Raw genomic sequence first — 19,575 nt, 5'->3', positions numbered from 1 at the left:
AAAAAAGCGCTCATCTCAACGGCGGGCAAGACATGGCAGAACGCAGAAAAATCATCATCGACACCGATCCGGGCCAGGACGACGCGGCGGCAATCATGCTCGCTTTCGCAAGCCCTGAAGAAATCGACATTCTCGGATTGTGCGCCGTCGCCGGCAACGTCCCGCTGAAACTGACCAGCCGCAACATCCGCATCATCTGCGAATTGTGCGGCCGCACCGATATTCCCGTCTATGAGGGCGCAGAGAAGCCGCTGGTGCGCAAACCCATCACTGCCGAGCATGTTCACGGCAGCACCGGTCTCGACGGCCCTGTTCTCGATGAGCCGACGATGGAGGCGCAGAAGCAGCATGCGGTCGATTTCATCATCGAAACGCTGATGCGAGAGCCCGCGGGCACGGTGACACTCTGCACGCTCGGCGCGCTTACCAATGTAGCGCTGGCGCTCCTGAAAGCGCCTGAGATCGCCGACCGCATCAAGGAACTGGTGATGATGGGCGGCGGCTTCTTCGAGGGCGGCAACATCACGCCCGCGGCCGAATTCAACATCTATGTCGATCCACAGGCTGCCGATATCGTCTTCCGTGCCGGCATTCCTGTTGTCATGATGCCGCTCGACGTCACCCATAAGCTCCTGACCACCAAGGCGCGGGTCAGCCGTATTCGCGACATCGGCACGCGCCCGGCCATCGCCATGGCGGAAATGCTGGAATTCTTCGAACGTTTCGACATCGAGAAATACGGTTCGGACGGCGGCCCGCTGCACGATCCGTCCGTCATTGCCTATCTCATCAGACCCGAGCTGTTTCAGGGTCGCGAGTGTAACGTCGAAATCGAGGCCACTTCCGAACTGACCATGGGCATGACGGTGGTTGACTGGTGGCACGTGACCGAACGCGCCGCCAATGCCCGTGTCATGCGCACTGTGGATGCGGACGGGTTCTTCGAATTGCTGACGGAACGTTTTGCCCGGCTCTGACCGTAACGCAGACATGAAAAAGGCCGCTGGCGATATGCCGGCGGCCTTTTTATTTGAAGCGGGAAAACCCGTCAGAATTCCGTCCAGTCATCCTGCGCCAGTGCGTTTGCACCGCTGGTTCTTGGGCGGGCGCGCGATGCTGTCGAGCGGGCTGGGGCTGCGGCCGGAGCCGAAGGTGCACGCATTGCAGCAGCCGCGGAGCGTAATTGCTGGCTGGGTTGGCCACCGGACACGGCGAAACCGGCGACAAGCGATTTCAGCGTTTCGGCCTCGCCGTTCAGCGTCACGCTGGCCGCCGTGGTTTCTTCCACCATCGCCGCATTCTGCTGGGTGACCTGATCCATCTGGGTAACGGCAGAATTGATTTCCTTGAGACCTACCGCCTGTTCGCTGGCGGAAGCGGAAATCTGCCGTATCAGCTGGTTGATCTGCAAAACCTGATCAGCGATGTTCTTCATCGTCTCGCCGGCCTTGCCCACCAGCTGGACGCCCTCGCCCACCTGGGTGGCCGAGGTGTTGATCAGTCCCTTGATCTCCTTGGCAGCGGTTGCAGACCGTTGCGCCAGTTCGCGCACTTCCTGTGCAACGACCGCGAAGCCCTTGCCGGCATCACCCGCGCGGGCCGCTTCCACACCGGCATTCAGCGCCAGAAGATTGGTCTGGAAGGCGATTTCATCAATCACGCCGATGATGCGGGAAATTTCCGCCGAGGATTGCGCAATGCCCTGCATGGAGTTGACGGCCTGCTGCACGACCTCGCCCGACTTGCCGGCATCATCGCAGGCATGGCTGACGGCGCCGGCGGCCTGCGCGGCATTTTCCGCGCTGGAATTGACCTGTGCGGTCAGCTGGTTAAGGGCGGCGGCGGTTTCTTCCAGACTTGCGGCCTGCTGTTCGGTACGGTGCGAAAGATCACTGGCGGCGCGGGTGATCTCACCGGTGCCATTGCCGATGGTGACAACCGTCGCATTGACGGTGGAGACGGTTTCCTCGAGGCTTGCGAGCGCCGAGTTGAAATCACTGCGCAGCTTCGCATAGTCGCCCGGGAACTCATCCTCGATCCGGTAGGTCAGATTGCCCTGCGAAAGCGCGTTGAGCCCGGAGCCAAGCACGCTGACGATGTGTTGCTGCATGCGGCTGTTTTCCGTGCGCTCGGATTCCGACCGCTGACGCGCCGTTTCCGCATTGCCACGCTGGACAGCGGCATCCGCCTCCATTTCACGAATGCCGGCGAGTTTTGCGCGGAAGCCTTCCAGCGCGGTGGCCACAGCCCCCGTTTCATCCCGGCGGTCCTGCCCGGACACCGGTTCATCGTAACGGCCTTCGCTAAGCGTCCGCACATCCGAGACCAACGAGGCGAGCGGGTTGCCGACGAAATGACGCACGGCGAAATAAAGCGCGGTGATGACTGCGGCGAGAATGACGAGCGCACCGATGATCATCATATAGGTCTGCTCTTCCACCGGCGCGTTCAGCGCCTGGTGCGGAATATCCACCAGAACCACCCAGGTGGCATTGAGGCCGGGGACCGCAAAGGGATAGACGAGGCGGTTATAGGGCGCGTCGGTATCGAGGCCGAGGTTTTCGATCAGGCCCTGCTTGCCGGAAGCGAGCGCCGCCTGAACGGCGCTGGCGCCGTCTCCGTCATAGGCCTTCATGTTCTGCTCGGGCGTCGGCGGCACCAGCCATTGGCCGCCCTGCGACACGAGCGTCACGCGGCCGGTCTCGAAAGGACGCAGCGCCTGCAGCTTCTGCGACAACGAGGCCAGCGAAATATCGACGCCGGCAACGCCAATCATCTTGCCGTCCGACATGACGGGATAGGCAAGCGAGGTCATGGTGGTGGGCACTTCCGTACCCTGCGCCAGATATGGCTGGGTGATGGCGCCCTTGCCCGTCTTGGCGGCGAGCGCCCACCATTCAGCGGCGTAGTCATTATCGAAAGTCGAGAACTGGATGTCACCCTTCTGGGTCTTCGACCAATAGGGGGCGAAGACGCCATTTTTATTGGTGCCGAGATCGAGCCTGTCGGCAATCTCCGTGCTCTGTCCGTCGAAAAGGCCGAGCTGCTCGCAGAACCAGCTTCCGAAAGCGAAAGCATTCTGCTCGACATTGGCCTTGAGGATGTTGACGATGCCAGGACGATCCATCGATTTCGCCTGATGCGCACGGCCGATGACACCGGCCATGGAACGCGCGGCGCTGCCGAGTTCGCCGACGTCGGCGGCGATGACGTTGGCGATGGCGCGCGCCTCGGTATTGGCCTGATCCATGGTCAGCGCGTGGACACGGTCGCTGGTCTGGGAAATAAGGAAGGAATTCGATGCGACAAGAACCGTGGTGATGGCACAGCCGGTCACGAGGATAAGCTTGGTCGCAAGCGACTTCACTTTGAAATTGAACATTTTGGCCTCGATCAAATCGTCTGCCGGGAGGCTGACGTCAACGGATGATAAATCTCCGTCATGGAGGCCCGTCCGCATGGACAGTGCGCTGCAGCGCGACGTGGCAAAATTAGAGTATGTTTGCTAATTAAGCCCTAAAATTTACTTCGTCGCGCCAAGCAAAAATCAGTGTTCGTAATAGGCCGAGATGATGTCCCATGCATCGTCAGCCGTTTCGGCGAAATGCAGCAATTCCATATCTTCCGGGGCGATGGTGCCGAAATCCGCCAGGAATTCGAAATTGACCACCGAGCGCCAGAATTTCTCGCCGAACAGGATGAGCGGAATGGGTGCCATGCGCTTGGTCTGGATAAGCGTCAGTGTCTCGAAGAGCTCATCGAGCGTACCGAAACCACCGGGGAAGATCACCACGGCCTTCGCCCGCATCAGGAAATGCATCTTGCGGATGGCGAAATAGTGGAAATTGAAGCTCAATTCCGGCGTGACATAGGGGTTGGGCGCCTGTTCATGCGGTAGAACGATGTTGAGACCGATCGACGGGCCGCCCACATCGGTAGCACCACGATTGCCCGCTTCCATCACGCCGGGACCGCCGCCAGTGACCACGACATATTCGAGATGATCGGATTTCGCGGCATAATCGGTGCATAGCCGGGCGAACTTGCGCGCCTCATCGTAATAGACCGAGGATTGCTCCAGGTTGCGCTTCTGCGTCTCGTTACGCGCCGCCCAGGCCTCGCCACCGGGTTCGGGAATGCGGGCGCCGCCGAACATGACGACGGTGGATTTGATGCCGCGCTCGGTGAGCGCCATTTCCGTCTTCAGAAGTTCCAATTGAAGCCTGACGGGACGCAATTCCTCACGGCAGAGGAAATCCATGTCCACATAGGCAAGCCGGTAGGACGGGGAATCCGATTGCGGTGTCTTGGGAACGACCTCGGCCTGCTGCTTGTCCGCAGAGCTGCGCTTCAAAGGGTCCCATACCCCATCCTTACGCCGCAATTTGCCATTTTTCAGTCGTGTCATTTCCATGCCTTTCGTCTGACGCGCCAAATCACCCAAATCACATTGACGCCTTTCCAACACTCCCTTAGATCAAATGGCCAAAGCCTTCCAGCGGCGCGGGACCAGCCGTGACCACGACCACACGCGACTTTAAGGAATTTTCCATGAGCCTTACGGATCTCACCTCCCTCGAAACCATCATCGAAACCGCCTTCGACAACCGCGATGGCGTGAACGTATCGACGAAGGGCGAGGTTCGCGATGCGGTGAACACATCTCTTCAACTTCTCGATAGCGGCAAGGCGCGCGTGGCTGAAAAGCAGGCGGATGGCAACTGGAAGGTGAACCAGTGGCTGAAAAAGGCCGTGCTCCTCTCCTTCCGCCTGAACGACATGGAGATCGTGACCGGCGGACCGGGTGAATCCACCTGGTGGGACAAGGTGCCGTCGAAATTCGAAAACTGGGGTGAAAACCAGTTCCGTGCCGCCGGTTTCCGCGCCGTGCCGAACGCCGTGGTGCGCCGCTCCGCCTATGTCGCCAAGAACGTCGTGCTGATGCCCTCCTTCGTCAATCTCGGCGCTTATGTCGATGAAGGCACGATGGTCGATACCTGGGCAACCGTCGGTTCCTGCGCGCAGATCGGCAAGAATGTGCACCTTTCCGGCGGTGTCGGCATTGGCGGCGTTCTGGAGCCGCTTCAGGCCGGCCCGACCATCATCGAGGATAATTGCTTCATCGGTGCCCGCTCGGAAGTCGTCGAAGGCTGCATCGTGCGCGAAGGCGCCGTTCTCGGCATGGGCGTGTTCATCGGCAAGTCGACCAAGATCGTCGACCGCGCTACCGGCGAAATCACCTATGGCGAAGTTCCGCCCTATTCCGTCGTCGTTGCCGGCACCATGCCGGGCAAGCCTTTCCCGAACGGCGAGCCGGGCCCGAGCCTCTATTGCGCCGTCATCGTCAAGCGCGTCGATGAAAAGACCCGCTCCAAGACCGGCATCAACGAGCTTCTGCGCGACTGATAAAAGCGACTGCTATGACCACGACCGATCCCGTTGCCAATCTCGCCGCCCTCATCCGTTGCCCATCGGTGACGCCTGCGGAAGGCGGTGCGCTTTCCCTGCTCGACACCCTGCTTTCACCGCTTGGCTTTGCGGTTGAAAAGATGGTGGCGCGCGAGGCGGGAACGCCTGATGTGGAAAACCTCTATGCCCGGCTCGGCACGGAGGGTCCGCATCTGATGTTTGCGGGCCATACGGATGTCGTTCCTGTGGGTGACGAAGCCGCGTGGAGCCATCCGCCCTTTTCGGCAGAGATTGCCGGCGGGGAAATGTACGGTCGGGGTGCGGTGGACATGAAGGGCGGCATCGCCTGTTTTGTCGCCGCCATTGCCCGCCATATCGAAAAACATGGCAAACCGCAGGGCTCCGTTTCCTTCCTGATCACCGGCGATGAGGAAGGCCCGTCGATCAACGGCACCTCCAAGCTTCTGGAATGGGCTGCCACCAAAGGCGAAACATGGGATGCCTGCGTGGTGGGCGAGCCCACCAATCCCGACCAGCTGGGCGACATGATCAAGATCGGTCGCCGCGGATCGCTTTCCGGCCGGATCACCGTCCATGGCGTTCAGGGCCATGCCGCCTATCCGCATCTCGCCGACAACCCCATTCGTGGGCTGCTGCAGCTCACCCATGCGCTGATGCACCCGCCATTCGATCACGGCACGGATAATTTCCAGCCATCCAATCTGGAAGTCACGACCGTCGATACCGGCAATGCCGCTACCAATGTCATCCCCGCACGGGCGACGGCGGCCTTCAACATTCGTTTCAACGATACCTGGACAGTGGAAAACCTGCGGACGGAAATCATCCGCCGTCTGGATGCCGCCGCAGCCGAAGGCGAGCTTCGCCCTGACCGCAGTCCGGTCAAATATGAGATCGTCTGGGCGGACCGACCGGCTCACGTTTTTCTGACGCGCAACAATGCGCTCATCTCGTCGCTCTCAGGCGCGGTTGAGGCCGTTACCGGTCAGGAACCCAAGCTCTCGACCACCGGCGGCACCTCGGATGCCCGCTTCATCAAGGATTATTGCCCGGTGGTGGAGTTCGGTCTCGTCGGACAAACGATGCATATGGTCGATGAGCGCGTGGCGGTTGCCGATCTCGAGACACTGACGCGTATCTACGAAACCTTTATCGAACGCTGGTTCGCCCATGCCGACGGCAAGTGAGATAAGGCTTTATCTGAAGGGCCTGTGGCTGCTGCTGCTCGGCGACCATACCGGTGCGCGCTATCTGGACCTCTCCGAGCGTGGCATGTGGCGCTCCTTCTATTCCGCCCTCTGGTGCCTGCCCGCCATGCTGGTGTCCTGGCTGTGGCTGCGCGCGGCCTTCCTTGCCGGCTATCCGCCGGGTACCGGAACCGGGCTGATCTTCTTTTTCCGTCTGGCAATGGTCGAAGCCATCTGCTGGATCGTGCCGCTGCTGTTGATCGGCATTCTGCTCTTCGCTTTCGGCGCACGCGAAAAATTCGCGCCGCTGGTCACCACCATGAACTGGCTGTCGCTGCCGTTTTCTTACGCCTATGCGGCTCTGATCCTGATCGCGTTCTTCCTGCCGCCCCTGCAGGGGCTGATCGCCATTCTGTGGCTGGCACTGCTCCTGTCGCTGGTCTTCGCTTTTTCGCGGATCGTGCGGTTCTTCATCCGTGACCAGTCGCTGCTCGTCTCGGCCATCGTCATGACGCTGCTGGTGCCGGGCATGCTTCTCTCGGAGGCGCTGCAGCGTTTTCTTGGCGTCTACCCCGCCTAGCCTTTGCAAAACGCTTCACGAGCCGGAGCGGACGACCTCTCCGTCTTCCTTCACGAATTCACCTATGTCCGGGTTGGGCAGAATTTCCAGCACGACCTCTGAAGGCCGGCAAAGCCGCACACCCCTGGGCGTCACCACGATCGGGCGGTTGAGCAGGATCGGGTGGGCTTCGATAGCATCCAGCAGCGCATCATCCGGAATGGTCTCATCCTGCAGCCCCAGCTCCGCATAGGGCGTTCCCTTTTCGCGCAGCAGGGCCCTGAGCGGAAGCCCGATGCGTATGGCAAGATCACGTATCTCTTCTCGTGCGGGCGGCGTTTTCAGATATTCTATCACCACGGGCTCAACACCGGAGGCCCGGATCATCGCAAGCGTGTTGCGCGAAGTTCCACAGGCGGGATTATGATAGATCGTCACCGTCATTGCTCATCTCCATGCGCAGACGCCTAGGCTCAATTACGTCGGGATAATCAACCTGCATGAAATAAAGACCGTCCGGCGGGGCAACGGGGCCGCAGGCTTTGCGATCCCGCGCCTCCAGTGCCGCACGCACATCCTCCGGCGTCATGGCGCCTTCACCGGCCATTTTCAGCGTACCAGCGAAAGAGCGTATCTGGTTATGCAGGAAACTCTGCGCCGTCGCGCGGATTTCGATGAGGTCGCCGTTGCGCGTCACATCCAGCCGGTCGAGTGTCCGGATCGGGCTGTTCGCCTGACAATGAACCGAGCGAAAGGTCGTGAAATCATGCCGACCGACGAGCATCTGCGCTGCCGCATGCATAAGCTCATGGTCCATGTCTTTCGACACCCACCATGCGCGCTTGTACTCCAGCGCCAGCCGCGATTTCCGGCAAATGATGCGATAGAGATAATGGCGGCGGGTGGCGGAAAAACGGGCGTCGAAATCTTCCGTTACGGCTGCGACGTCAAGAACCGAGACGGCCTCCTTGGCCATTGCCAGATGGGCGTTCAACGCATTGCGAAGCTTGTAAGGCTGCCAATCGCGAGAAAGATCGGCATGGGCCACCTGCCCGACGGCATGCACGCCGGAGTCGGTACGGCCCGCACCGCGAATGGAAACGTTTTCCCCTGTCAGCGACCGGACCGCAGCTTCCAGCGCGCCTTGAACCGAGGGGCCGTTATCCTGTCTCTGCCAACCGAAATAGGGTGAACCGTCATATTCGACGGTCATGCGGAAGCGTGGCATCAGCCGAGCCTCGTTGTGACGGGAACGGGGGTGCCGCGAACAAAATCGGCGGCCGACATCGGTTTGCCGCCCGCCTTTTGCAGGCGGGTGAGCCGAACGGCATCGCTGCCGCAGGCGATGGTGAGGGCGTCGTCCAGCACGGTGCCCGCTTCTCCCATGCCGCTCGCCAGCTCAGAGGCCAGAACCTTCACACGCTCCGCCTTGCCGCCAATATCCATTTCCAGCCATGCACCGGGAAAAGGCGAAAGGCCGCGAATATGGTTATGGACATCCTGTGCAGGGCGAGAGAAATCGATGCGGGTCTCACCCTTATCGATCTTTGAAGCGTAAACAACACCCTCTTCGGCCTGTGTGACGAGGGGCAGGTCGTCTGCTTCCAGTCTGTCCATCGCCTGCCGCATCAGCCGCGCGCCTGCGAGCATGAGACTGTCGTGCAATTCGCCGGCGGTCATATTCTCGCCGATCGCGACCTTTGCGGTCAGCGCGACGGGGCCGGTATCGAGCCCCTTTTCCATTTTCATGACCATCATGCCGGTCTCGGCATCGCTGGCCATGATCGCACGCTGGATGGGGGCCGCACCCCGCCAGCGCGGCAGCAAGGAGGCGTGGCCATTATAACAGCCAAGGCGCGTACCAGTGAGGATCGCTTCAGGCAACAGCAGCCCGTAAGCCACGACGACCGCCACATCTGCGTTGAAGGCCCGGAACTGCTCGCGATCTTCCTCGGCCTTGAAGTTCACGGGCGTCAGCACGGGCAGGCCCAAAAGTTCGGCCGCCTGATGCACGGGAGACTTCTGCGGATCAAGGCCACGACGACCGCCGGGACGCGGCGGCTGGGTATAAACGGCAACGACCTCGTGACCCGCTTCCACCAATGCACGCAAGGTGGGAACGGAAAAATCCGGCGTGCCCATGAAGATGATGCGAAGAGCCATCGTCGCCCCCTGCCCTTTCTACTGGTCGGTCTCTAGCTAAAGAGGACGGATCAGACCTTTGCGCGGGCCGCCTTGGTGAATTTCTTGATGACCATGTCGCGCTTCAGTCGCGAAATATGGTCGATGAACAGAACACCGTTCAGGTGGTCGATCTCGTGTTGCAGGCACGTGGCGAGAAGCCCGTCCGCCTCCACGGTCTGCTGCTTGCCGTCACGGCCGATATATTGCACCGTCAAAGAGGCTGGACGCTCGACTTCGGCGTAATAGTCGGGAATGGAGAGGCAGCCTTCCTCATAGGTCGAAATATCGTCCGACACCTTTAGGATTTCCGGGTTGATGAAGACGACTGGGGTCTTTTCCTCGCCCTCACGCGCAACGTCAATCACCAGCATTCGCCGCGCTACGCCGACCTGGATGGCGGCAAGGCCAATGCCCGGCGCATCATACATGGTTTCCAGCATGTCGTCGGCAAGGCGCAGCACTTCGGCATCCACCTGTTCGATGGGTTTCGATTGCTGGCGCAGCACGGGATCGGGCAAAATGATAAGCGGTTTGATAGTCATGGCTTCCCATAACGTATCTCTTGCGCGGAGGAAATAAAAAACACGAGCGGTCAAACCGCGCCGGGCTTCCGCTCTCCCGGACTCATTTCCGCCGCAGGAATGTTCTTGTTTTGATCTTACGAATCACAAGAAATCTGCTAGATTTAATCATGAGCATAGATTTATCCGTTCTCCTCGATCCAGCATTGCGGGCCGGTTCCGTCGATATCAGCTTCGGCGCGCTGCTCGCGGCTCTGGTTTTCGCTCTCGCGATCACATGGCTGGTCACGACGAACCGCGTGAAAAAAGCGGGAGCCGACGGTGAAATTTCCGACCTCCTGAAAACCCAGTCCGAACTGCACGGCCGGATTGCCGCCATGGCGGAGACGCTTGGCACACGCCAGACCGAGATGAGCCAGACGCTTAACCAGCGCCTCGACGGCATGTCGCAACGGCTGGGCGAAACGCTCACGGAACAAACCCGGTCGACGCATGAGAATCTGAGCCGTCTTCAGGAGCGCTTGGCGGTCATCGATGCTGCCCAGGGCAATATTCAGGATCTGGCCAAGGATGTGGTCGGACTGCAGGCGATCCTTTCCAACAAACAGACGCGCGGGGCCTTTGGACAGGCACGCATGGAGGCGCTGATCGCCGATGCACTTCCCGCAGGTGCGTTCCAGCTTCAGCCCACACTTTCGAACGGTTACCGGCCGGACTGTACGATCAAGATGCCGAATAACGCGCCGCCGCTTGTCATCGACGCCAAGTTTCCGCTGGAAGCGTGGAACGCACTGAAAGCAGATGAATCGCCTGACGCCAAACGCGCCGCCACCCAGCAGTTCCGGCGCGATATGGAAGTACATATTCGCGATGTGGCCGAAAAGTACCTCATCCGCGGCGAGACGCAGGATACGGCCTTCATCTTTGTGCCGTCGGAATCGATCTTCGCCGATATTCACCAGCATTTCGAATATCTGGTGCAGCGCGCCCATCGGGCTCGCGTCGTCATCGTATCGCCGTCACTTCTAATGCTGTCGGTGCAGGTCATCCAGTCGGTGCTGAAAGATCAGCGCATGCGCGAGCAGGCGCATCTCATTCAAGGCGAAGTGGCGCTGCTTATGGACGATGTGCGGCGGCTGGACGACCGAACACGCAAGCTGCAAGCCCATTTTGGGCTGGCGCAGAAGGACGTCGACATGATGCTGATTTCCTCCGACAAGGTCTTGGCGCGCGGCCAAAAAATTGAGGGCCTCGATTTTTCGCCGACGGAAAAAGAAGCTGCGCATGGGGAAATCGAGCAAGCCCGTCGCTTTGCGGATAACAGAGCCGGTGCGGCCAAATTGCGGGTAGTTGACGACGAGTGATCGTCTCGGGCAAAGTCGCCGTCTTGCTTGAATTTCATACGGACATGCCGCCCATGATTACTGTTTTCGGCTCCATCAACATGGATCTCATCGCCACCGCAAAACGCCTTCCCAAACCCGGTGAAACCGTGACGGGAGAGAGCTTCTCCACCGCGGCGGGCGGAAAGGGAGCCAATCAGGCGCTTGCCGCAAAGCGGGCGGGCGCCACGGTCAAAATGGCGGGCGCTGCGGGCGACGATACGTTTGCCGCACCGGCGCTGACATTGTTGCGTGATGCCGGCACCGACCTCTCGCTCGTCAAGACCGCGCCGGGCCCGACCGGTACGGCGATGATCCTTATCGGTGAAGGCGGAGAGAACATGATCTCGGTCATTCCCGCCGCCAATGGCGAAGTGTCGGCATCCGACGCCGCCAAGGTCGTGACGGAGATGTCGGCGGGCGATATTCTGATGCTGCAGTTCGAAATACCCGCGCCCGCCATCGAAGCGGCGCTGACGGCCGCGAAGGCGAAACGTATCACCACCGTCATCAATACTGCCCCGCTGACCGCCGACGGGCCACGCCTTGCCGGCCTTGCCGATATCGTCATTGCCAATGAAACCGAGTTCGAGCTGCTGATCGGCAAAAACGGGCTTTCCGGTTCGGAACGGGAAAACGAACTCAAGGCCTTACATGAAAAAACCGGCCAGACATTGATCGTCACGCTCGGAGCGGACGGCGTGATCGCCATTCGCAACAGCAAGCTTTACCGGGCGGCCGGTCTGAAGATCGTGCCGGTCGATACGGTTGGCGCAGGCGACACCTTCTGCGGTTATCTCGCCGCCAGCCTCGATCAGGGGATGGATTTCGAAAAGGCGCTGAAGCGTGCAGCCGTCGCAGGTTCGCTCGCCTGCACTCGCGCCGGCGCCCAGCCCTCCATTCCGCTTGCGGCGGAAGTGGATGCGAATATCTGAGACTTCACCCCGCTCAGCGACGAATAAAAGTGAGATAGGCCGAGCTGCGGCCTTCTCTTTTCGCCTTGTTCTCATAACGCGTACCCGGCCAGTTGGCATAGGGCGTGCGCCAGTCGTCAGCGGTCGCCGCCGTCCATTCGAAACCACCGTGACGGGCGCAATGCTGCAGCGTCCAGTTGACGTAGGTATCGATATCCGACGCGAAGCAGAACTTGCCACCGGGTTTCAGCACCCGGTGGAAACGGGCCAGATTGACGTCGGAGACGAAACGGCGCTTCCAGTGCTTTTTCTTCGGCCAGGGATCGGGGTAAAGAAGGTCAATGTGATCGATCGAAGCCTCCGGCAGCCAGTCCAGCAATTGCGTCGCATCATCATCGTAAAGACGGATATTCATCAGCTCGCGTTCACGCACTGTTGCGAGCAGCTTGGCCATTGAATTGACGAAGGGCTCGACGCCGATAAAGCCTGTCTCGGGGTTTTCAACCGCGCGATGGGCAAGGTGCTCGCCGCCGCCGAAACCGATCTCCAGACGGACCGATCTTACATCCGCGGGAAAGAGAGCCACCAGATTTTGCGGTGGTGCGCTCTCCAGATCGATTTTCAGCAAAGGCAGCAGATTTTCGATCGTGTCGATTTGCTGGTTGCGCAAAGGCTTGCCCTTGCGTCTGCCAAAAAACGCTTCCGTTGCGCGCGAACGCCGTTCTTCCGTCATGTCATACTCTCAAGAACAAATAGATTTAACCCGCACAGCGCCAGATGAATGGCACTATGCGGGTTACAAAGATGCAGACGGTATCTCTCAATCGCCGTCGAATGACAAGGCTTATGCGCTCAAGGCTTCCTTGAGCGGCTTCACCAGATCAAGCTTCTCCCAGGAGAAGGAGCCGTCACGGCCGGCCTTGCGACCAAAGTGGCCATAGGACGAGGTCTTGGCGTAGATCGGCTTGTTAAGATCGAGGTGACGACGGATACCCGACGGCGACAGGTCCATGACCTTGCGGATCGCGCCTTCGATCTGGTCTTCGCTGACCTTGCCCGTGCCGTGCAAATCAACATAGACCGACAGAGGCTGGGCAACGCCGATCGCGTAGGAGATCTGAATCGTGCAGCGCTCGGCAAAACCAGCGGCAACAACATTCTTTGCGAGATAGCGGGCGGCATAGGCAGCCGAACGGTCGACCTTGGTTGTGTCCTTGCCGGAGAATGCACCACCGCCGTGGGGGGCGGCACCGCCATAGGTGTCGACGATGATCTTGCGGCCGGTCAGGCCGGCATCGCCGTCGGGACCACCGATGACGAACTTGCCCGTCGGGTTGATGTACCACTGGCAATCATCAGCGATCTTCAGGTCGCCCAAAGCTTCGCGGATATAGGGCTCGACAACGGCGCGAACCTTCTTCGAATCCCAGCTTGCATCGAGATGCTGCGTGGACAGAACGATGGAAACGGCCTCGGCGGCCTTGCCATCGATATAACGAACGGTCACCTGGCTCTTGGCGTCGGGTCCGAGTTTTGCCGCTTCGCCTTCGCCGCTTTTACGGGCGGTGGCGAGCAGTTGCAGGATACGGTGCGAATAATAGATCGGAGCCGGCATCAGATCTGGCGTTTCCTTGCAGGCATAACCGAACATAATGCCCTGGTCGCCGGCACCCTCGTCGCCCTGCTTGTCGGAAGCATTGTCGACGCCCTGCGCGATGTCTGCCGATTGCGGATGCAGGAGAACGTCGATCTTGGCCGTCTTCCAGTGGAAACCATCCTGCTCGTAGCCGATGTCGCGGATTGCCTTGCGGGCCGCGGACTTGAACTTGGAAGGATTGATGACCGGATGGCCAGAGGCGTCCTTGACGACCTTGCCGTCCTTGTCCTTCTTCAGCAGGGTATCGGGAACCCGAACCTCACCGGCGATAACGACACGATTGGTCGTCGCAAGCGTCTCGCATGCGATGCGCACGGTCCATGGGTCAACACCCGTCTTGGACGCTTCACGATAAATGAGATCTACGATTTCATCGGAAATACGGTCACAAACCTTGTCCGGATGACCTTCGGCCACGGACTCGCTGGTGAACAGGTAATTGGCACGCATGCGGGATTCCCCTCAAAGAACGGTCTTCGAGTTTGTTAGTCATTTCGGCCATGAAAGACAAGGACACAACCACATAAATATATCTTTATGTGAGAATTCCTTTCTAATCTGGCACAAAAAAACGGTCCTTGCGGACCGTTGAGTGTCCGGCGCCCTTGCCGGAAATTATGGGCATCATCTGTGGAGACTTACTCCGCGTCTCCTTCGGCGGCGAGCGCCTTGACGAGATCAACGAGACGACGGCGGACCTTGGGATCGGCGATCTTCACAAAAGCGCGGTTCAGCTGCAGACCTTCAGCCGAGGACAGGAAGTCAACCACGTAGTTGGAGCTGGAGGCTTCCGCCATGCCGGTCGCGCCGCCAACCTGATCGCCGGGAGCATCTTCGAAAAAGAAGGACACCGGAACGTTGAGGATCGCGGAAATATTCTGAAGGCGGCTCGCACCGACGCGGTTCGTGCCCTTTTCATATTTCTGGATTTGCTGAAAGGTAATTCCAAGGCTTTCGCCCAGCTTTTCCTGGCTCATGCCCAGCATGGTTCTGCGAAGACGAATTCGGCTTCCGACATGAATGTCGATGGGATTAGGCTTTTTCTTATTCTCGGTCATCATGCGGTCCTGACACTCGGAAAGGGTTGATATCTCGCTTCATTACTATTCGAAGAAATGAGCCGGCATTTCGACAGCGTCTAAACTTGTTTTACGACTGACGTATTCACTATGCAATTGTGGGAGTTCCCGGTCAATTCTGACGCCGAGCAAAACTCCAGGCAGGAAATACCGCAACGATCAGCATGATTGAAAAAATCAACCAGAAATACGTCCGATGTGTGTCGTAAGTAAATGCGTCGTTGGACCCACCACTCAAAGTGGCGTCAACAATGCCAACCCGACCGTAATCCAACCCGGCGATAATGCGCCCATAGGGGTCTATGACGGCGGAAATTCCGGTATTGGCGCCGCGAATCACCGGCACGCCGGTTTCAACAGCCCGGACTCTGGCCTGAAGAAAATGCTGGTAAGGGCCAGGCGTGTCGCCAAACCAGCCGTCATTTGTCACGTTCAGAATTGCCGCCGAACCCGCCAGACCTGGCGTCATCTCACCGGGGAAAATGATCTCGTAACAGATCAGGGGATAGAAGGTCTTGCCGGAAGGAAGCGTCAATGGCGTGCGCGACGAGGCGGCCGAGAAACCACCCGGCAGGCTGATGACATTATCGATGCCGAACTCCCGCAAAACGCCTTCGAAGGGAACATATTCCCCAAACGGTGTCAGGTGAACCTTGTCGCTTGCCGCGATGATTTCGCCCTGGCTGTCGATCGCGTAGACTGAATTGTAATAACGCGGCGGCCGACCGGCACCCTGGTCTTCCATTCTGACAGCGCCGGTGAACAGGATTTGCCCGTCCTCCAGCGTTTTTGCGATTTCCACCAGAGCGTCGGGGTTCTGCGTCAGGATGAAAGGTACGGAGGTTTCCGGCCATACGACGATATCAGGGCGCTTTTTCCCTTCGCCGGGAGGCAGCGCCGTCAACCGCAGATGTTCGCCAAAGATCTCTGCCCGGTCGGCGTTCAGCATTTTACGGGACTGATCGATGGAGGGCTGTACGATCCTGACGGTCAGCGCGTCCGCCGGTGTCTCAACCGGTGCCTGAAGGCGATAGAAGCCGTAACCAAAATGGCCGGCCAGCAGCAGACCCGCCAGAGCGAGGCCCGGCCACATGCTTTTTTTTGTGCCGATCAAAGCGGGAGCAGCGAAGATAAAAACCGCAAGCGTGGTAACGCTGAAAAGTCCAAGCAGGTGCGCGGACTGCATCATGACCGGAATGGGCATGATGCCGTAGCCGATGGCGTTCCAGGGAAATCCAGTCGCAAGAAAACTGCGCAGCCATTCAAACAAGCCGAATGCGGCGGCAAGGGCGGCGATACGGCCGAGACCATCCGACCAGACGATGTTGGCCGCAGCGACTGCAAAACCATAAAACAGCGCAAGAAGAGCCGGAAGGCCGATGATGGCGAGCGGCAGCGCCCAGGCGAATTCGTCTGCCTCCAGCAACAGGGCATTGCCCAACCACCAAAGACCCGCCACGAAATAGCCGAAGCCGAAACACCAACCGATGCCAAAAGCCGGCAGGATGCGGCTGAATATGCCGCCGCCCGGCTTACCGGTGCAGCCGTCCACCAGCCAGACAAGCAGGGTGAAGGAGAAAAACAGCGCCGCGAAAAAACCGAATGGAGGCAAAGCCAGCGCACCAACCGCGCCTGCGGCAATCGCCATCACTGCGCGGCTTTTGCCACCGGCCAGCATTACCCTGCCTGCAAGACGCTCCATGCCATCTCCGTTTATGCGCGTCCGGAAAAGACCGCTCCCGGCAAGGCCGCGCCGCGGAATTTTCCCTCAAACCCGGAGTAACGGAAAAAAGATTCGCAGTCCACAGGAGTGGAGAAAGCCCTGATGATCCGCCGCACATTTCATCGGCCCACAGGAGCATTCAAAGCGGGCGAATCCATATTGAACCAGCGAACCGACGGGTATTACCCCGTCGGTCCTGTTCAGTCGGCATTCTGCTGGTGAGTGATAAGGCGCATATCCGGCGCGGGCAGCGCAATCACCTCGTTCGTGCGGGCATCGCCTGGCGCGCGATCATCCTGCCCTTCCGAGCCGTGATCACGGACAATGCGGACGCCCTTGATGCGCCGTGTATCCGCATCGAGAATCTGGAACTCGAAACCGGGAACGGCCCTGACCACCTCGCCCTTGGCCGGAATACGGCCGAGCGCGAAGAAGATGAGGCCGCCGAGCGTATCGATTTCCTCCAGATGTTCGCGAACATCGAATTCCGGCCCGATCGCCTCGGCAAGTTCCGTAAGTTCCGCACGGGCATCGGCCACGAGCACATCCGGGGACAGGCGCGAAAACATCGCCTCGTCCTTGTCGTGCTCGTCATCGATGTCGCCCACGACCATCTCGACGATATCCTCGTGGCTGACGAGACCGTCCGTGCCACCATATTCATCGATCACGAGCGCGAGCTGGGTTCTCTGGGCCTGCATCGTCTTCAAGAGATCGGAGGCCAGCATGGAGGGCGGCGCGAACAGAATTTTCCGCACGAGCCCGGCATCGGCAACCGTCTGTTCGAGATCGACCCGTGCCAGGTCGAAGTTCGGTCGCGGCGAACGCGGCGCCTTTACTTCACCATAAGCGACGCTGCGTGATCCCGCCCGGCGCTTGTTGCGCGCCTGCTTGGCGACATAGGCCAGCAGGTCACGAATGTGGATCATGCCCTTCGGGTCATCCAGCGTCTCATCATAGACCGGCATACGGGAGCGTCCGGTTTCCTCAAAGAGGATCAGGGCCTCGCCAATGGTCATGTTCTGGTCGAGACCGTCAATATCGACCCGCGGGATCATGATATCTTCGACCCTGATCTCGCGGAAACGGAGGATATTGTTCAGCATCGCCCGTTCTTCGGGCGAAAAGGCAGCGCCAATTTCGGTGTCGTCCATCAGCGCGTCGGTCAAATCCTCGCGCAGGCGCTCGCCCTGAGACGGTCTTAGCAACCGTGCGATGCGCGACCAGATCGTCGATCTTGGCTTTGCATTGTAGTCTTGACGTAAATGACTACTGCCTTCCTCCGAAGAGGACTGCTCGCCGTTTTCTCTGCCCTCATTGGCAGGTCGTGCAGAATGTTCGTTCATGGCTCCAGACAATATTCAAAGCGGTTCCTGACCCGCGTATGGATCAGATAGGCCAAGCACCGCCAAAATGCGAGTCTCAAGCGACTCCATTTCTTCCGCTTCCTCCTCGTCCATGTGGTCATAACCAAACAAATGCAGGAACCCATGAACGAGCAGATGGGTCAGATGATCCTCGAAACTCTTGTCAAGTTCAAGGGCCTCACGCTCAACCGTCTCGCGCGCGATGACAATATCGCCCAGCATCGGGCCGGGCATACCACCCGGTTCCAGCGGAAAAGCGGGGAAAGACAAGACATTGGTCGCCTTGTCCTTGTCGCGCCACTCTGCATTGATTTCCCGAATATTTTCGTCATCGGTAAAGACCAGCGACAGTTCCACCGGCATTTTCGGGAAGGGCTGCTCCTCTTCCCGCTTCAGGAAATCAACCGCCGCATCCAGCACTTTGGTTGCAAAGACAGCCAAGTCCTCTTCCGAGGACCAGCCTTCGGCCTCGACGCTGATTTGAATATCCAGAGCTGTCATTGTCTTTACGTCAGTTGCCCTTCACGAGGCTTTCATCCGGCACTGCCGTGTGGGATTCATAGGCCCTGACGATGCGCGCCACCATCGGATGACGCACGACGTCGACATCCTTGAAGCGCACGACCGACACGCCTTCGACATCCCCAAGGATTTGCAGGGCCTCGACAAGGCCGGATTTCACCCCGCGCGGCAAATCCACCTGGCTCGGGTCGCCGGTCACGATCATGCGGCCGTTTTCGCCGAGACGGGTCAGGAACATCTTCATCTGCATGGTCGTGGTGTTCTGGGCTTCGTCCAGAATAACGGCGGCGTTGGCAAGGGTGCGGCCGCGCATGAAGGCGAGCGGCGCAATTTCGATGACACCCGCCTGAATGGCGCGCTCCACCTTGTCACCCGGCATCATGTCATAAAGCGCATCATAAAGCGGACGAAGATAGGGATCGACCTTTTCCTTCATGTCTCCCGGCAGGAAGCCCAGGCGCTCACCCGCTTCGACGGCAGGACGCGACAGGATGATACGGTCAACCGCGCCGCGCTCCAGAAGCTGTGCGGCATGCGCCACGGCCAGATAGGTCTTGCCGGTGCCGGCGGGGCCGACGCCGAAAACCAGTTCGGATTGCTCCAGCGCCCGCATATAGACATCCTGCGTCGGCGTGCGAGCAGCGATGGTCTTCTTGCGGGTGGAAATCTGCGCCATGGAAATCTTCGCCTTGCGCTCCATCGTCGGCAAGGTCAGTTGATCATCTGCGGCCATCGCCATGCGGATCGCGCCTTCCACATCGGAAACCTCGGCGGTTCCGCCCTTGAGCAGCCGTTCGTAGAGGAAATCCAGCGCCCGGCGAGCCTGATTGGTGGCGACGACATCACCGGTGATGGCGACGGAATTGCCGCGCGGGCGCGCATCGATGTTGAGGCGCTGTTCCAGCAATTTCAGGTTCTGATCGAACTGACCGAATAGCTCTCCCGCTATCCTGTTATTCTCGAACGTGAGGACGAAGTGATTGGCGTCGGTCGCGGCTTGGCGTGGCTGGCGCGATGAAGGTGATACCAATTCATGTGCGTTCAAGCGGT

19 protein-coding genes are annotated in these 19,575 nt (G+C 59.4%); 6 read left to right on the top strand and 13 right to left on the bottom strand.

The genetic code is table 11. The features are described 5' to 3' along the window. Window positions 1-32 precede the first annotated feature (32 nt). Window positions 33-977: a nucleoside hydrolase gene (locus CFBP6623_RS00255; protein WP_046799457.1), complete on the top strand. Its 945-nt coding sequence runs from the start codon at window positions 33-35 to the stop codon at window positions 975-977. Between the two features lie 71 nt (window positions 978-1,048). On the opposite strand, the gene CFBP6623_RS00250 is transcribed toward CFBP6623_RS00255, so the two are convergent. Continuing rightward, window positions 1,049-3,382: a methyl-accepting chemotaxis protein gene (locus CFBP6623_RS00250; protein ID WP_046799456.1), complete on the bottom strand. Its 2,334-nt coding sequence runs from the start codon at window positions 3,380-3,382 to the stop codon at window positions 1,049-1,051. Between the two features lie 165 nt (window positions 3,383-3,547). After that, complete coding sequence (locus tag CFBP6623_RS00245; protein WP_408606471.1) at window positions 3,548-4,414, bottom strand: LOG family protein; 867 nt, start codon at window positions 4,412-4,414, stop codon at window positions 3,548-3,550. A gap of 137 nt (window positions 4,415-4,551) precedes the next feature. On the opposite strand from CFBP6623_RS00245, the gene dapD reads away from it, so the two are divergent. The 3 genes from dapD to CFBP6623_RS00230 are packed head-to-tail and all read left to right on the top strand — an operon-like array spanning window position 4,552 to window position 7,197. Further along, window positions 4,552-5,406 (top strand): 2,3,4,5-tetrahydropyridine-2,6-dicarboxylate N-succinyltransferase, encoded by an 855-nt coding sequence (dapD, locus tag CFBP6623_RS00240; protein ID WP_046799357.1) that lies wholly within the window; start codon window positions 4,552-4,554, stop codon window positions 5,404-5,406. A gap of 14 nt (window positions 5,407-5,420) precedes the next feature. Continuing rightward, a complete protein-coding gene (gene dapE, locus CFBP6623_RS00235; RefSeq protein ID WP_046799356.1) occupies window positions 5,421-6,617 on the top strand; it encodes a succinyl-diaminopimelate desuccinylase in 1,197 nt (398 codons plus the stop codon). Then, window positions 6,601-7,197: a hypothetical protein gene (locus tag CFBP6623_RS00230; protein WP_046799355.1), complete on the top strand. Its 597-nt coding sequence runs from the start codon at window positions 6,601-6,603 to the stop codon at window positions 7,195-7,197. The genes dapE and CFBP6623_RS00230 overlap by 17 nt, the downstream gene beginning before the upstream one ends. A 15-nt stretch (window positions 7,198-7,212) precedes the next feature. Here CFBP6623_RS00230 and arsC read toward each other — a convergent pair whose 3' ends face one another. Genes arsC through def form a run of 4 tightly spaced genes read right to left on the bottom strand, consistent with a single transcriptional unit; the run spans window position 7,213 to window position 9,902 of the window. Then, window positions 7,213-7,620 (bottom strand): arsenate reductase (glutaredoxin), encoded by a 408-nt coding sequence (gene arsC / locus CFBP6623_RS00225; RefSeq protein ID WP_046799354.1) that lies wholly within the window; start codon window positions 7,618-7,620, stop codon window positions 7,213-7,215. Further along, complete coding sequence (gene truA / locus CFBP6623_RS00220) at window positions 7,598-8,404, bottom strand: tRNA pseudouridine(38-40) synthase TruA (protein WP_046799353.1); 807 nt, start codon at window positions 8,402-8,404, stop codon at window positions 7,598-7,600. The genes arsC and truA overlap by 23 nt, the downstream gene beginning before the upstream one ends. Next, a complete protein-coding gene (gene fmt / locus CFBP6623_RS00215) occupies window positions 8,404-9,339 on the bottom strand; it encodes a methionyl-tRNA formyltransferase (RefSeq protein WP_046799352.1) in 936 nt (311 codons plus the stop codon). Before fmt ends, truA begins: the two co-directional genes overlap by 1 nt. 50 nt (window positions 9,340-9,389) lie before the next feature. Continuing rightward, window positions 9,390-9,902, bottom strand: a complete 513-nt coding sequence (gene def / locus CFBP6623_RS00210; protein ID WP_046799351.1) for a peptide deformylase — start codon at window positions 9,900-9,902, stop codon at window positions 9,390-9,392. 149 nt (window positions 9,903-10,051) lie between these two features. Here def and CFBP6623_RS00205 point away from each other — a divergent pair, with 149 nt between their 5' ends. Together CFBP6623_RS00205 and CFBP6623_RS00200 are read left to right on the top strand one after the other, a co-directional pair. After that, window positions 10,052-11,245: a DNA recombination protein RmuC gene (locus CFBP6623_RS00205; RefSeq protein WP_046799350.1), complete on the top strand. Its 1,194-nt coding sequence runs from the start codon at window positions 10,052-10,054 to the stop codon at window positions 11,243-11,245. A gap of 53 nt (window positions 11,246-11,298) precedes the next feature. Then, entirely contained in the window at window positions 11,299-12,198 is a 900-nt protein-coding gene (locus CFBP6623_RS00200) for a ribokinase (RefSeq protein ID WP_046799454.1), read from the top strand. A gap of 13 nt (window positions 12,199-12,211) precedes the next feature. Here CFBP6623_RS00200 and trmB read toward each other — a convergent pair whose 3' ends face one another. The 7 genes from trmB to CFBP6623_RS00165 all read right to left on the bottom strand — a co-directional run bounded on the left by trmB (window position 12,212) and on the right by CFBP6623_RS00165 (window position 19,570). Then, entirely contained in the window at window positions 12,212-12,910 is a 699-nt protein-coding gene (gene trmB, locus CFBP6623_RS00195; RefSeq protein ID WP_046799349.1) for a tRNA (guanosine(46)-N7)-methyltransferase TrmB, read from the bottom strand. Window positions 12,911-13,021: 111 nt separating this feature from the next. Further along, window positions 13,022-14,284: a methionine adenosyltransferase gene (metK, locus tag CFBP6623_RS00190; protein ID WP_046799348.1), complete on the bottom strand. Its 1,263-nt coding sequence runs from the start codon at window positions 14,282-14,284 to the stop codon at window positions 13,022-13,024. A 188-nt stretch (window positions 14,285-14,472) separates the two neighbouring features. Continuing rightward, window positions 14,473-14,892 (bottom strand): helix-turn-helix domain-containing protein, encoded by a 420-nt coding sequence (locus tag CFBP6623_RS00185; protein WP_046799453.1) that lies wholly within the window; start codon window positions 14,890-14,892, stop codon window positions 14,473-14,475. 133 nt (window positions 14,893-15,025) lie between these two features. Further along, window positions 15,026-16,615: an apolipoprotein N-acyltransferase gene (gene lnt / locus CFBP6623_RS00180; RefSeq protein ID WP_052820283.1), complete on the bottom strand. Its 1,590-nt coding sequence runs from the start codon at window positions 16,613-16,615 to the stop codon at window positions 15,026-15,028. 221 nt (window positions 16,616-16,836) lie between these two features. Beyond that, window positions 16,837-17,982 (bottom strand): hemolysin family protein, encoded by a 1,146-nt coding sequence (locus tag CFBP6623_RS00175; RefSeq protein ID WP_046799346.1) that lies wholly within the window; start codon window positions 17,980-17,982, stop codon window positions 16,837-16,839. Window positions 17,983-17,997: 15 nt separating this feature from the next. Further along, window positions 17,998-18,504 carry an rRNA maturation RNase YbeY gene (gene ybeY, locus CFBP6623_RS00170; RefSeq protein ID WP_046799345.1) on the bottom strand — a complete coding sequence of 169 codons (507 nt, stop codon included), beginning with the start codon at window positions 18,502-18,504 and terminating at the stop codon, window positions 17,998-18,000. A gap of 10 nt (window positions 18,505-18,514) precedes the next feature. Then, the gene (locus CFBP6623_RS00165; RefSeq protein ID WP_046799344.1) at window positions 18,515-19,570 is read right to left on the bottom strand and encodes a PhoH family protein; all 1,056 of its coding nucleotides are present in this window, start codon (window positions 19,568-19,570) and stop codon (window positions 18,515-18,517) included. Between the last annotated feature and the right edge of the window lie 5 nt (window positions 19,571-19,575).

The sequence above is a fragment of the Agrobacterium tumefaciens genome, assembly GCF_005221385.1.
GTDB classification, from domain to species: domain Bacteria; phylum Pseudomonadota; class Alphaproteobacteria; order Rhizobiales; family Rhizobiaceae; genus Agrobacterium; species Agrobacterium tomkonis.
Note: the sequence above shows the minus strand (reverse complement) of the source record. Positions and strands in the feature narration are given on the sequence as shown.